The 13,441-nt window shown below is 46.0% G+C and carries 14 protein-coding genes and 2 tRNA genes; 3 read left to right on the top strand and 13 right to left on the bottom strand.

The features are described 5' to 3' along the window. The first annotated feature begins 168 nt into the window (after positions 1-168). From ACI3EZ_RS02185 to ACI3EZ_RS02195, 3 genes are all read left to right on the top strand, one after another. Positions 169-1,455: a GntP family permease gene (locus ACI3EZ_RS02185; RefSeq protein ID WP_405025365.1), complete on the top strand. Its 1,287-nt coding sequence runs from the start codon at positions 169-171 to the stop codon at positions 1,453-1,455. 23 nt (positions 1,456-1,478) lie between these two features. Further along, complete coding sequence (locus ACI3EZ_RS02190; RefSeq protein ID WP_405025366.1) at positions 1,479-2,627, top strand: glycerate kinase; 1,149 nt, start codon at positions 1,479-1,481, stop codon at positions 2,625-2,627. A gap of 74 nt (positions 2,628-2,701) precedes the next feature. Then, the gene (locus ACI3EZ_RS02195; RefSeq protein ID WP_405025367.1) at positions 2,702-3,763 is read left to right on the top strand and encodes a CdaR family transcriptional regulator; all 1,062 of its coding nucleotides are present in this window, start codon (positions 2,702-2,704) and stop codon (positions 3,761-3,763) included. 78 nt (positions 3,764-3,841) lie between these two features. Here the strand turns inward: ACI3EZ_RS02195 and manA are convergent, their stop codons facing one another. The 13 genes from manA to ACI3EZ_RS02260 all read right to left on the bottom strand — a co-directional run bounded on the left by manA (position 3,842) and on the right by ACI3EZ_RS02260 (position 13,440). Continuing rightward, positions 3,842-4,807: a mannose-6-phosphate isomerase, class I gene (gene manA, locus ACI3EZ_RS02200; RefSeq protein WP_405025368.1), complete on the bottom strand. Its 966-nt coding sequence runs from the start codon at positions 4,805-4,807 to the stop codon at positions 3,842-3,844. 41 nt (positions 4,808-4,848) lie between these two features. Beyond that, positions 4,849-5,862, bottom strand: coding sequence for a serine hydrolase domain-containing protein (locus tag ACI3EZ_RS02205; protein WP_405023972.1), 1,014 nt, complete (start codon positions 5,860-5,862; stop codon positions 4,849-4,851). 59 nt (positions 5,863-5,921) lie between these two features. After that, positions 5,922-5,994 (bottom strand) — tRNA-Gln (locus tag ACI3EZ_RS02210). A gap of 120 nt (positions 5,995-6,114) precedes the next feature. Beyond that, complete coding sequence (locus ACI3EZ_RS02215; protein WP_405025369.1) at positions 6,115-7,809, bottom strand: oleate hydratase; 1,695 nt, start codon at positions 7,807-7,809, stop codon at positions 6,115-6,117. A 172-nt stretch (positions 7,810-7,981) separates the two neighbouring features. Next, complete coding sequence (locus ACI3EZ_RS02220) at positions 7,982-8,305, bottom strand: hypothetical protein (protein WP_405023974.1); 324 nt, start codon at positions 8,303-8,305, stop codon at positions 7,982-7,984. Between the two features lie 117 nt (positions 8,306-8,422). After that, positions 8,423-8,495: transfer RNA gene (locus tag ACI3EZ_RS02225), tRNA-Glu, on the bottom strand. A gap of 58 nt (positions 8,496-8,553) precedes the next feature. After that, the gene (locus tag ACI3EZ_RS02230) at positions 8,554-8,733 is read right to left on the bottom strand and encodes a hypothetical protein (RefSeq protein ID WP_405025370.1); all 180 of its coding nucleotides are present in this window, start codon (positions 8,731-8,733) and stop codon (positions 8,554-8,556) included. A 12-nt stretch (positions 8,734-8,745) separates the two neighbouring features. Continuing rightward, positions 8,746-9,345: an XTP/dITP diphosphatase gene (locus ACI3EZ_RS02235; RefSeq protein ID WP_405023976.1), complete on the bottom strand. Its 600-nt coding sequence runs from the start codon at positions 9,343-9,345 to the stop codon at positions 8,746-8,748. A 138-nt stretch (positions 9,346-9,483) separates the two neighbouring features. Continuing rightward, positions 9,484-9,795 carry a thioredoxin gene (gene trxA / locus ACI3EZ_RS02240; RefSeq protein WP_405023977.1) on the bottom strand — a complete coding sequence of 104 codons (312 nt, stop codon included), beginning with the start codon at positions 9,793-9,795 and terminating at the stop codon, positions 9,484-9,486. Between the two features lie 81 nt (positions 9,796-9,876). Then, entirely contained in the window at positions 9,877-12,246 is a 2,370-nt protein-coding gene (locus tag ACI3EZ_RS02245) for an endonuclease MutS2 (protein ID WP_405025371.1), read from the bottom strand. 19 nt (positions 12,247-12,265) lie between these two features. After that, positions 12,266-12,832 (bottom strand): CvpA family protein, encoded by a 567-nt coding sequence (locus ACI3EZ_RS02250; RefSeq protein ID WP_405025372.1) that lies wholly within the window; start codon positions 12,830-12,832, stop codon positions 12,266-12,268. Between the two features lie 22 nt (positions 12,833-12,854). After that, the gene (gene zapA, locus ACI3EZ_RS02255) at positions 12,855-13,082 is read right to left on the bottom strand and encodes a cell division protein ZapA (protein ID WP_405023980.1); all 228 of its coding nucleotides are present in this window, start codon (positions 13,080-13,082) and stop codon (positions 12,855-12,857) included. 13 nt (positions 13,083-13,095) lie between these two features. Next, positions 13,096-13,440 (bottom strand): phage holin family protein, encoded by a 345-nt coding sequence (locus tag ACI3EZ_RS02260; protein WP_405025373.1) that lies wholly within the window; start codon positions 13,438-13,440, stop codon positions 13,096-13,098. Position 13,441 lies beyond the last annotated feature (1 nt).

Below are 13,441 nucleotides of genomic sequence, written 5' to 3' on the forward strand. Positions count from 1 at the left end.
CTAGTGATTTTTGTCACTTGTTCTGCATTCACAGCAAAAAACAATGATACACAAATATTCCTGTATTTTAGCGGTTATTATTATGCAAATGAACATTGAATTCCCACATATTCTTTCTTAAACTGCAAATATAGTATAATTTATCACAATAAAAAAGGGGGAGATTTTATGATCACATGGTGGGGAGCATTATTGGGATTAGCCCTTGCAATCATTTTAATTTTAAAGAAGCTTAATCCGGTGTATTCATTAATGGTTGGTGCCTTAATTGGTGCAATCTTGGGCGGAGCCAGCTTAACACAGGCAATTAACGTTATCGTTCACGGCGCCGCTAACGTAATGGGTACGGTTATGCGCGTCCTTGCTGCAGGAATGCTAGCAGGTGTAATGATGGAATCAGGCGCTGCCGATACCCTTGCACGAACAATTGTACATAAACTAGGCGACCGGTTTGCTATTTTAGCGTTAGCATTGGCCTCAATGATTATTACTGCAGTAGGTGTATTTATTCCAGTAACGGTTATTATTATGGCCCCAATTGCCCTAGAAGTCGGCAAAAAGCTAAACATCTCTAAACTTGCCCTACTAATTGCCTTATCGGGCGGCGGCAAAGCAGGTAATATCATTTCACCAAATGCCAATACAATTGCCGCTGCTCACGGTTTTGGACTGCAACTTAGCCAAGTAATGATTGCAGATTTTGTTCCTGCATTGACAACGTTAGCGACAACGGTCATTGTCGTAATATGTATTCAACACCTTGGAAGTCAAGTTACTTCCGCAGACATTAAGGATACTGAGAACGCCAAAAGACAGTTACCTTCACTTGGGAGTGCATTAGTTGCGCCGACCGTCGCAATCATTCTCCTGTTATTGACTCCGATTGGCGCAATTTTTCATCTAGCATGGTTAGAAAAATGTAATTTAGACGCAATGTACGTTTTACCCCTTGCCGCCATAATCGGTGCACTTGCAATGCACCAAGGGAAGCACCTTCGTTCCTTTGCGGCAACCGGAATTAGTAAAATGACCGATGTCGTCCTCATCTTAATCGGAGCAGGTGCAATTGGCGCAACAATAACGCAATCAACGTTCCCGCAATTATTAATCACTGGAATTAAAACAATGCATATTCCTGGCGTTTTACTTGCACCATTGTCAGGACTATTAATGTCTGGCGCTGCCGCCTCAACTTCTACTGGCGTTATCCTGGCTACAAAAGCTTTCTCGAAAGCAATTCTAGATTTTGGCGTCGCCCCATTAGCAGCAGCAGCAATGGTTCACTGCAGTGCAATCGTAATCGATTCACTTCCCCAAGGAAACTACTTTCACGTTACGCAAAATGCCATGCACATGAATATTAAAGAACGGTCCAAGGCCATCATTTTTGAGGCGCTTTGCGGAACAGCCGCTATGATTACTGCTACCATAATGTACGGATTATTACATTTATAAAATAAAATTGGAGGATGATTATAATGAAAATTGTTATTGCTCCAGATTCATTTAAGGGGTCAGTTACCGCCAAAGAAGCGGCCCAATTAATGATGACCGGGATGAAACGTGTTTTTCCAAAAGCAGATTACGAACTTATTCCAATGGCAGATGGCGGCGAAGGAACGGTCCAATCTTTAATCGATGCCACCAATGGTCATTTTATTACAACGCCAGTACATGACCCCTTAGGGCGTAAAATCAACGCCCGATACGGCCTTCTTGGCGACCATAAAACAGCTGTAATCGAAATGGCAGCAGCCAGCGGGATGGAATTAATGCAATCAAAGGAACTAAATCCATTAGTAGCAACCACTTACGGTACTGGCGAATTAATTAAAAATGCACTTGATCATGATGTCAAAAAAATCTTAATTGGTATCGGCGGAAGTGCAACAGTCGACGGTGGTGCGGGAATGGCGCAGGCATTGGGAGCACACTTACTTGATAAAAAAGGGAAAGAACTATCCTGGGGAGGTGGCATGCTGGACAAATTAGAACAAATTAACATTGCGGAAATCGATCCCCGGATTAGCCATACCCAAATCCAAATTGCTTCTGACGTTACTAACCCGCTTACTGGTAAAAATGGTGCTGCAATGGTTTTTGGCCCTCAAAAAGGGGCAACCCCATCAATGGTTAATTCTTTGGATAAAAATCTCCATCACTACGCCCAGCTCATTACCCGTGATTTAGGAATGAACGTTGAATTATCACCCGGCGCCGGCGCTGCCGGAGGATTAGGAGCTGGCTTGTTGGCCTTTTGCCACGCACAATTAAAAGCAGGGGTCAACTTAATAATCGATACGGTTAAACTAAAACAACGTGCCCAAGATGCTGATGTTGTGCTTACGGGTGAAGGAAAAATTGATTTTCAAACACAATATGGTAAAACTCCTTTTGGCGTCGCACGCGCAACCAAATCCGTTGCTCCGCATGCGCCAGTCATTGTGCTAGCGGGTAATATTGGTAAAGGAATCGATACTCTATACAGCTCTGATGGAATTGACGCCATCTTTTCAACCCCAACCGGCGCCAAACCGTTAAAACAAGCTTTAGCCGACACAAGACATGATTTGTCACAAACGGCCGAGGAAGTAGGCCGTTTAATCAAAGCTTTCATGCACTCCTAATAAATTAACACGGGATGGGGATTCATCAAATCCCATCCCGTTTTACTTGCTAAAACAAATATGGAGGAATCCAAATGGAATTAACAGCTGATCTAGCCCAGGAAATCGTCAACGCCGCAATGGAACGAATTCCGTATAATGTCAATATTATGAATGAACATGGATACATTATTGCTAGTGGCAATCACGACAGAATTAATACACTTCATGTTGGTGCGTTACAAGCAATTGAAGAACGTAAAATTTTACCCATGGATGCATCGTTCGGACCCCATGGACAACCAGGAGTCAACATGCCGTTATTCTATGGCGGAGAAGTTATTGGTGTGATTGGAATTACTGGTAATCCCCAAACCGTTACCCCGCTGGCTTCTCTATTACAAGCCACCGCTGAGTTATTACTTCACCAATCTGAAATTAACCGCCAACAAAATTCGCACCATGATCAACTTAACCGTTTTTTAAATCAATGGATCAAAATAAAAACGGATATTATGCAACGCACAACCTTTGTTCTGGAGGCACAACAACTTAAAATTAACCTGAATCACCAGTGGCGTGTCCTTGCGGTTCGCTGTACACCACAATTTATCCGTTCAATTTATGTTAATCCAAAGGACTTTACACTCTCCCCAACTGGGTCAACCTCAATCGTAATTACCTACCAAGCATCAACAATTAATCACCTGATTAAAATTTGTCATACCAAACAATTACCTTTAGGAATTGGAGAACCCAATATAAACCTTGGCAATTCAGCTGATCAAGCCTATCAAACGATTGAAATCCAGCAAATTCTTCATAATCCAAAGATGATTTATTATAAAGATGTCGCTCTAATTAGTGATTTAATGAGCCAAAATTTTCATTTGGAATCATTAGTAGATAGATTTAACCGGTTATCCCAAACTACTTTCGGCCAAGAATTGATTGCCACAATTGGCGAATACATTCGTTATAACCAAAGTATTAAAATTACCGCTAATAAAATGCATATCCATCGCAATACGTTAAACCATCGCTTACTAAGTATCAAAAAAATATTCGAACTTGACCCACATAATACGTTCCAATTAATTACGCTATATATTGCGTACTTACAGTTCACATGGCATCACGAACATAAATTAAAGTAACATCCATTATAAAAAACCTATTACCACTTCAAATGGCGGTAATAGGTTTTTTATTCTACACGAGCAAAAAATTATATTTTATACCCGTTCTCCCGGCTCCGACGCGATTGCCACGAGATTTCCTGCTAGCGTCCACCGCCTTACATCATTAGGTAGAATAAAATGTTGTCCCTTTCGCAATGAATAGGCGGTCCCATTAACCGTAATGCTACCAACACCATCCAGTACCGAAACCAACGTATATGGAGCTTCTCCCCGCGCAAACGTCCCGGCTCCATCAACAACCTGCCAGCGATAAACCGTAAAGAACGGCGTCTTTACAAATCGTGTTACCCTAACGTCCCCGATGATGGTCTTTTCCAGGGTTAACTGCGGATCACTATGCGGAACGTTCGTCACCGCAACGGATTGCTCAATGTGAAGCGGCCGCTTCTTCCCCGTTATCGGATCAACACGGTCAAAGTCGTAAAAACGGTACGTTGTATCACTGCTCTGCTGCGTTTCAAGGACCATAATTCCCTTTCCGATAGCATGAACAGTCCCACTCGGAACGTACAGGAAATCGCCCGCCTTAACGGGAACCCGCCGAAGGAGTTGATTCCATTGTCCCGTTTCAACCATTTTCCGTAATTCCGCCCGGTTCTTAGCATGATGACCATAAATCATCGTTGCACCCGGATCGGCCTTAATCACGTACCAGCACTCCGTTTTCCCCGGTTCGTGCTCATGCTCCATTGCGTATGCGTCATCCGGGTGTACCTGAACGGAAAGATCCATCTTCGCATCCAAAATCTTAGTGAGTAACGGGAAAACATTTCCTGGGGCGTTCCCAAACACATCCCGGTGCTTGGCCCACACCTGATCAAGGGACATTCCCCGATGCGGTCCGGTTGCCACCGTGGCCAGTCCATGCGGATGGGCGGATATGGCCCAACATTCTCCCGTGTGATCACTGGGAATATCATAGCCAAACTCATCATGAAGCCGGGTACCGCCCCACATTTTCTCCTGAAAAACTGGCGTTAAGAAATATGGTTCACCCATTGTTCATTCCCCCTGAAATTATTTTCTCCCATATACTAGACTTATGAAACCGACTCCTTTTCAGCAAGGTAAACCTGCACTACCTCCGCTCGTCGATCAATAAACGTGTGATTATCTTGCTGCGGGTGCACCCGATTAGTCAGTAAAATCAACGCATCGTGCGCCTGTTTATCAATCAACAGCATTGGCCCGGTATAACCTGTGTGGTGAAGACATACCTGCCCGCTAGACGTATATCGAAGATCCCATCCCAAAGACCGCCCCAGCGTTCCTGTTGGAGTCCAATCAGCGAAAAGCCGGTTAATAAGCGCGCTGCTAATAATCGGGTGCTGGAATTCATCCGTCATCATCCACTGACAAAAGGTAATTAAATCATCCAGCGTTGTAAACAAACCAGCTGACCCACACCTACGCTGTAATTGCCGGGCTTTCGGGTCATGAACAACACCACGTAAAACATTCCCGCCTGGCGTCACCGTAGTGGGAACGCACTTAGCCGGATCACGCGGAGTAAACGTACTGTGCCGCATTCCTAACGGTCGAAGGACAATGCGCCTAATGGCCTCTTGAACGGGCATTCCCGTCACAGCCTCAACCACTAAACCAGCAAAAATCAATCCCAAATCCGTATAACGCACCTGCCGCCCCAACCGTGAACCAATATGAAGGCCCATCAATGCATTAATTAACTGGGAACCCGTTAACTGGTCCCGGTGGGGAATATAACCGCTAATTGCCGCCGTGTGGGTCAACAAGTGCCGGATAGTAACGCGGGAATCAAAAAACTCCGGAAGATACGTTACTACCGGACAATCCACATCCAGCTGTCCAGCCTCCATCAAATGCAACAACACCGTAGTCGTCCCCACTACCTTTGTAAGGGAGGCTACGTCATATAACATTCCTGGACGGAGAGGTTCGGCTTGAGGGATCACGGCCGCCTTCCCCTCGACACGCTTAATTACCGTATCGCCGTGAATTAGCGCCCACGCCATTCCCGGGACTACGCCGGTCGTAATCATTTGGTTTAATAACGCCGTTGTTTGGGCAAACATCGCTTCTTTTCCCCCCTTTAGATATAAAAAAAGAGCCCACCTCCGTGAACTCCCAGTGATTGGGCATACTGGATTCGAACCAGTACATTACGGATTCAGAGTCCGCTGCCTTACCAGTTTGGCTAATGCCCAATAATTATCAACCGACTTTTACAGTATATTAATTTATTCCTTTACTGTCAATAACATTTCGCGTTTTTTTCGCAAAAAAATGGCGTCCCAGCTGGGACGTCATTAACACTACTAATTATCCTACTCAAACATCTTCTTAGTTGCCCGGAATAACGTTTTCGGATCCTTATCGTACCGCGGGTTTTTAACTAACCGTTTCATCGGTACTCCCGCAAAGTGGAACGCAGCAATTTCGCCAGAACGAACCGCGCTTTGTTCGGTAAAAATCATCTGATACGGCTGTTCAACAAATTCCCCCGTAAACGCTAAGTTCGTGGAGTTTGCCGGAATTATCTCCGGCCGGTCACTCTTAGCCCGATTGTTAAACAAGGCGGAAGCATACGGCATGTAAACTGGAATGCAGTTAACTACGCTGGCCATAATTTCCTTTTTCTTTGATTTAATATTTACCGGCCCCGGATCAACCTTAGACAGCTGCCCAATTAATTCTTCAAGCATTTCCTTCCCGGTCATCTTAATGTACTGCTTGTCAACGAACTCACCGTGGCGCCGCGGATACAAGAAATACCCCCACAAAACAGTCTCGTTCGGCTTCTGGGTTGTAAAGTGCGGCTGATGATGCACCACAATCGACATATTGACGTCCTCGTGACCAAGCGGCGTAATCGGTTCCGTTGAAATGAAGGAGTTCAAGGCATTTCCTGGTTCTTGGGTGGTAATTCGCGTAATTTCGTTTAACAGAAGATGGTTATTCGTTGTTAACGTGAAGCTAACCCATTCGCTCGCATCACGATCTGCAAAAAACTTATCCGGATTCCCAAGGTTATAGAAGTGCTCCGTGGCCTTCTTCCATAGACTTGAAGCCGCCCCATAGTCCATGTTTTCAGATGCAGGTGTATTAAAGTCCCCGATAGTAGCGGCGTCGGTAATTGAACCATTAGTAAAGATTACCGCCGTATCATCATCAACGGTAACGTGTTCTTCTTCCCCCGTTTCAGTATTTTCCATTACCAATCCCGTAACAGTAATCTCATCTTGCATGGTTGTTTCCTTAAATTCCCAATCCGTAACGCGCCGGTTTAGAATAATGTGGCATCCCTGTCCTTGTAAATACTTAATCAGGGGTAACATGATACTTTCATACTGGTTGTATCGTGTTCGATTAACCCCCACAAGATGCTCAATTTGGGTGAATTCGTAAATCATCTGGTGCATGTAACGCCGTAATTCCTGTGCGGAGCTTTGTGTTCGGAAAGCAAAGGTTGTCTCCCACATGTACCAGAAGTTCGTCTGAAACATGTGCGGGTCATCCTTAAAGTACTCAGCAATTGTTACGTTATCAAGCAGTTCTTCCTGACTATCCGGCATCATCACCAGCTTCGTTAATAACAAACGATCCTTATTATTCAATCCAAGTTTCCCGCCATCAACGATGCCGACACCGCCTTTTAATAACCGTGCCTTATCATACGTCCGATGGTAAGCGTCAAAATCGCGCGTATCCTCTGCCGCCGTCATTCCCGGCTCCGTTACTGATGGGACCCGCGCTAGTAGATCCATCAAATCTACATACGTCCGGTAGTTTAACATCCGGCCACCCCGGGCAATAAAACCCTTTGTATTATTCATCGGGTAATTCTTGTTCCAATACTCGCCGGCCTGCGCCTTATCGGTTGATCCGTCATTGGAACCATGGTCATCAAGGCTATAGAATGTGATGTTTTCGCCATCCCACTTTCCTTCCTGAATCAGATACACAGCGGCCGCCATGTTCGCTAACCCCGCACCAATCATAATCGCTTTACGTTTAACCATTATTTTCATCCTTTCACCTAAGCTCATTAACGTCTGCTTCTAGTATAATGAAACCAAATTAGTAAGTCGAGCGAACCGTTGCTATAAATAATATTATTTTAAATTATGGCTATCCTTAATAAAAATACAATAAGCGGCGCCGGAAAATCTCCCAGCACCGCTTTCGCCTTTATTATTTTCCTTTAGCCACGTGCATTTCACACTGCTTTTTCCCGGTATAACGGTATGCCTTCCGCTTCAAATAACTTAACAGTTGCGCTTCATTGTCAAATTCCCGCGGATGCACCTGTTTATGCAGGCGAAGTGAAATCTTGTTAATCTTAATCCGGCCAGTAATCGTATAATTATAATCAACGATAAACCGGTTGTTCAGATTATCCGGATCCTTGCCAAAGCGTAGAACGTACACCCGCTCAGGTACCATCATTGGATTAACGTGCTCTTTATCGTAAGAAACACCATACGCACGTAAAAGGTTCTTAGTTCTTCTTAGCATGTTGATCTCCTTTCTGACAGTTCCATCTTTAACTCTATTATAACAATTTTATACTGCAACTAGTACTACAAAGAATGGACTGTGATTAATCACAGTCCATCGCACATGTTCTGCTTATCACCCGTACGGGGATCGAACCCGTAACTCCGCCTTGAGAGGGCGACGTCTTAACCAATTTGACCAACGGGCAATACCAAAAGTACTCTTACTATTATACAGGTTCGGCCACTATTGTCAACTCTTAACTACTACTTTTTTATCAGTGCGAGAAACCATAAAACCAGTAACACCACGCACCACCCGACGGCCATCAAAACCACCCATGCAAGGAACTGACTCTGAAGCAGAATATTTGCAGCAAACAGGATCATTGTAGTAAGGCACCAAAAGATTAACCGGTCCTGGATATAATGTGCTTCCCTTTTCACAGTCCACTCCTGCTAATTCCACCACTCATCAAACTGCATCATTAAGTGTTGCATTGCCCGACCGCGGTGACTTACCTTATTCTTTGCAGCCACCGTTGTCTCCGCAAACGTTGCGTGCACTTTCGGACAATAGAAAAGTGAATCATACCCAAACCCGGCAACCCCCTGTTCGTGCAGCGTAATTTGACCGTCACACCGTCCCGTAGCAATTAACGGCGCACTTCCATCAGGCTTAACCGCCACAATGACCGTCTCAAAGTGGGCCGTTCGCTCTTCCACTGGAACCCCTACAAGGTTCGTCAGCAATTTTGCGCGATTGGCTGCATCATCGTGATCACCCGCATACCGGGCGGTATATACTCCAGGCTCTCCGTTCAGCGCATCTACAAACAACCCTGTATCATCCGCCAAAACGGGGATTGTCAACGCCTCAGCAATTGTTTGGGCCTTAATCATGGCGTTTTCCCTAAGGGTTGTTCCCGTCTCATGAATTACCGGAACATCGTTAAAATCCGCCAACGTTTTAACGGTCAATCCCTTTGGGGCAAAAAGCGCTGCGTATTCCCGCGCTTTTCCCGCATTGCCCGTTGCAACTACAACCGTCTTTTTCACGTAATCACCCTCCAATCAACTTGCTTCCATTATGCCGAACAAGCTACGCCGTGACAATCACCACTTGTTCTACAGCTTAGGCTTAATACAATAAACGGGCCAGCGTTTTTCTAACACTGACCTGCTTATTGTTTACACTTAGTTCAAATATTGTTCGATTTCCTTCTTTAGGGCTTCCTTTGGATGGTAACCCACAATTGTATCAACAACTTTCCCGTCCTTCTTAATTAACATCGTTGGGATACTCATGATTCCGAACTGTTGGGCCAACTCTTGGTTTTCGTCCACATCCACTTTGCTGAAATGTACGCGATCACCCATTTCATCGTCAAGCTCTTCAACAACCGGTCCCTGCATCCGGCAAGGACCACACCATGTTGCCCAAAAGTCGGTGAACGATACGCCGTGTGCAGTCTTCTCATCAAAATTCTTTGTCGTTAACTCTTCCATGTTAACCCCTTCTTTCTTACTTTTCGTAAGTAATTATAACACAGTTTATGTTTCCCGGTGCATCAGATGCCTCCACCGAAACTACTTAAAGTGTACCACCGTTGCACCGTTTCCGCCCGCATTCGGGGCTGCAAAGTTAAAGCTCTTTACTGCTGCGTTATTCTTAAGGTAGTTTGTAATACCCGTTCGAAGTGCTCCGGTTCCCTTTCCGTGCACAATCGTCACTGACTGATACCCGGCTAAAAGAGCGGCATCTAGGTAACGATCAACCTTCGTCATTGCGGCATCATAACGTTCTCCGCGTAAATCCAACGTGGGTGATACGTGACTTGCACGGGCCGTTTTAACGGTTGGATGTGCCCGTTTTCCACCGGATTTCTTTCGCGGGGCACGCACCTTCTCCAGGTCCGCCTCATCAATCTTCATTTTCAAAATCCCCAGCTGAACCTCCCACTGGTGGTTCCCGACCTTACGAAGAAGCACTCCGCGTTGGCCATACGATTTAACAAGAACGTCATCGTTGGCATGAAAAACATACTGTTGCTTTGCCCGTCGCAATACCCGGTTTTTCCTTAACGTCGGGTTCTGCTCTAAGGCATTTAGCTTTCCTTGGGCCGCAATCAATTTATCTTCCTTAACGGGGGCGTGTTGCTCGTTCCGCATCCGCCGCAGGTCGCTAATAACTGCGTTAGCCTTCTTTTTAGCATTGGCAACCAGTTCGTTAGCGGACCGTTTCGCCTGGTTCATCAGTTGCTCTCGCTCGTTGATAAATTGAGTAAACCGTTTACTCAAATCAGCGTGCAGTTCCGTCGCCGCCTCAAGGTTTTTATTAAGCGCAACCTGATCGTTCTCAAGTTGCCGGCGTTTTGCAACTAAATCGGCAATCATATCGTTGAGATCCTGGTTATCATCAGCAGTTAAATTACGAGCTGCTGTAACTACCGTCGGATCCATCCCCAGCCGCTGGACAATATCAAACGCATTACTCCGTCCAGGAATTCCAACCAACAGATGATACGTTGGCTGAAGTGTTTTGCTGTCAAATTCCATTGAAGCGTTGATTGTTCCTGGCCGTTCGTACCCGTAGGCCTTTAATTCTGGATAGTGCGTCGTCGCCACAACAAAACTGCCCCGCGCGCCAACTGCATCCAGAATGGCAATTGCTAACGCCGCTCCTTCCTGGGGATCCGTTCCAGCACCAAGCTCATCAAAGAGGACTAACGCGCGCGCATCCGCCTGCCGCATAATCGCAACGATGTTTGTCATATGCGCTGAAAATGTACTAAGACTTTGCTCGATGGACTGTTCATCCCCAATATCGGCAAAAATATCACTAAAGACGCCAATCCGGCTTTCCTCAGCCGCGGGGATAAACATCCCGGACTGTCCCATCAACTGAATCAACCCAAACGTCTTCAACGTAATTGTTTTCCCCCCGGTATTGGGCCCCGTAATTACCATCGCCTGATAATCCGCCCCAATAGCGAGATCGTTTTTCACCGCCTTCTTTGGATCTAAAAGTGGGTGCCATGCCTGACGGAGATACACGTCATTTTTAGGGGAAATCGCCGGCTTGGTTGCCCGGAGGTGTTTAGCGTACCGGGCCTTGGCATTAATGAAATCAAGCTGGCCTAATACCGCCGCGTTCCCTGCAAGCTCAGTCGTATACGGCGCAAGTAACGCTGATAATTCCGCTAATATTCGTCGAACTTCTTCAGCTGCTGCTAACTGCTGCTGGCGAAGCCGGTTGTTAAGGGTAACGATTTGTTCTGGCTCAACAAAGAGCGTTTGGCCAGATGCGCTCTGGTCGTGAACGACACCCCCAAACCGGCCGCGGTTTTCCGCTCTGACCGGAATAACGTACCGGTCATCCCGCAACGTAATAACCGCATCACTCAGGTACTTCGCATTTGCGCCGTGCGTATAACTATTTAGTTCCGCCCGAATATTTGCTTCCGTACTAGTAATCTGGTGCCGAAGCCGTTTTAGTTCCGGCGAAGCATCGTCAGTAACGTGACCATCAAACTCAACGGAGCGAATCAAACGACTTCCAATTTTAGGAAGTGTTACCAACTGTTCTAAAAGGTGCGTAATAACGGGGAGTTGCGCATCCTGCTCTGCAGTCAACTGCTTAAAAAACACCCGCACCTCGTTTGCCGCGCGGAGCACCCGGGCAATTGAAGCAAGCTCTTTCCCGTTAAGGGTTGCTCCCACTTTAAGCCGTTTAAGCGCGGGGGTAATTGTTACAAGTTGTGGAAGCGGGATCCCGCCCTTCAACCGCAACACATCCATTCCATCCTGGGTACCAGCTAACTGCTCTTTAACCCACGTCAAATCCGTGTGGGGGGTTAGTTGGTCAACGAGTTGCGCTCCCATCGCCGTTGTCGTCTCTTCCCGCACAGCATGTTTAATTTTTGCATACTCTAAGGTAATCAGGGTTTTTTTATTCATTATCATATCCCCCCTACGGCTATTGTTCGTTAATAACCGGTTGTTGTTGGCCAGACCCCCCCTGCTCTGCAGGAGTAACGCTGTTAGTCGTCATAGTTGACAACCCCGGGGTCTTCATTAACATGGCATTCGCCACCATTGACGTACTGACTGCTTGCCGAACAGATGCTACTGGCCAAGCGCTTAACAAAAGGAGCCCACCGAAAATAACCACGTAGGCCGTTAAAAATGAAAACACCGCCCCTGCTAACCGGTTAAGCGTTGCAAGAAGCGGCAAATCTGCAATCCGATTGATTGCCCGAACAATAAACCGTGCAATAATCCCACAAATAATCGCCACGACCCAAAACGCAACGAACTTATAAAACATCAGGTTCAGGTTAGCGCGCAAAAGAAGCCAGTCTCCGGTATTCGCAACCGCTGGAAAAATTCCCGCCAAAAAACGGCCCACCGTACCGGACAACCGAATACTGATGATAAACGTAACGATCACGCTAATAAAATTCAAAATTCCTCGAATTAATCCCCGCCGGTAACCATGCCGCAGCGCTAACAATAGTAACAGAACAATAATTACGGAAACCATCCCGTCAACCTCCTAAGGACGTTTACTCCTTGCTTTTTTGTTGGAGCGCAAGTTGGTCGGCCACTGCATTTACAGCTGTTAAAATTGCCGCCCGTTCATCTGAAATCCCGGGCATCTGCTCCTTAATCGCTGCCAATTGCTGGTTCACTATACCCACGACCGCATTCATGCGGGCCATACTAGCCTCCCCAATGATAATGTATTCCTTGCCGCCAATTTCCACTTTAAAACGACGCTTATTTTCCGTCATCTAATTCGCCTCACTAATCCGTAAAATAGTTTGTAATCACTACATTAACCACGCTAATAATTAACGCCACTACCAGCGCCCACCCAAAGTTAGCAAAGGCAAATGCTCCTCCAACCACCAAGGCGGTTAACTCCAACATTACCGCGTTAATTACCCACGAAAAGAGTCCTAGTGTCAGCACAGTAATTGGTAATGAAATAACCGTTAATAACGGCTTAACTACCATATTAAGGACACTCAAGACAACAGCCGCAATCAGGGAAACCCAAATGTTGGCCACATGAAAACCTACCGGGAAAAAGCCCGCTACCGCTAAGAAAACAATGGCATTAATGATAATTCGTTTCCAAAAACCCACG

Source organism: Ligilactobacillus sp. LYQ60, assembly GCF_045033015.1.
Lineage (GTDB): Bacteria > Bacillota > Bacilli > Lactobacillales > Lactobacillaceae > Ligilactobacillus.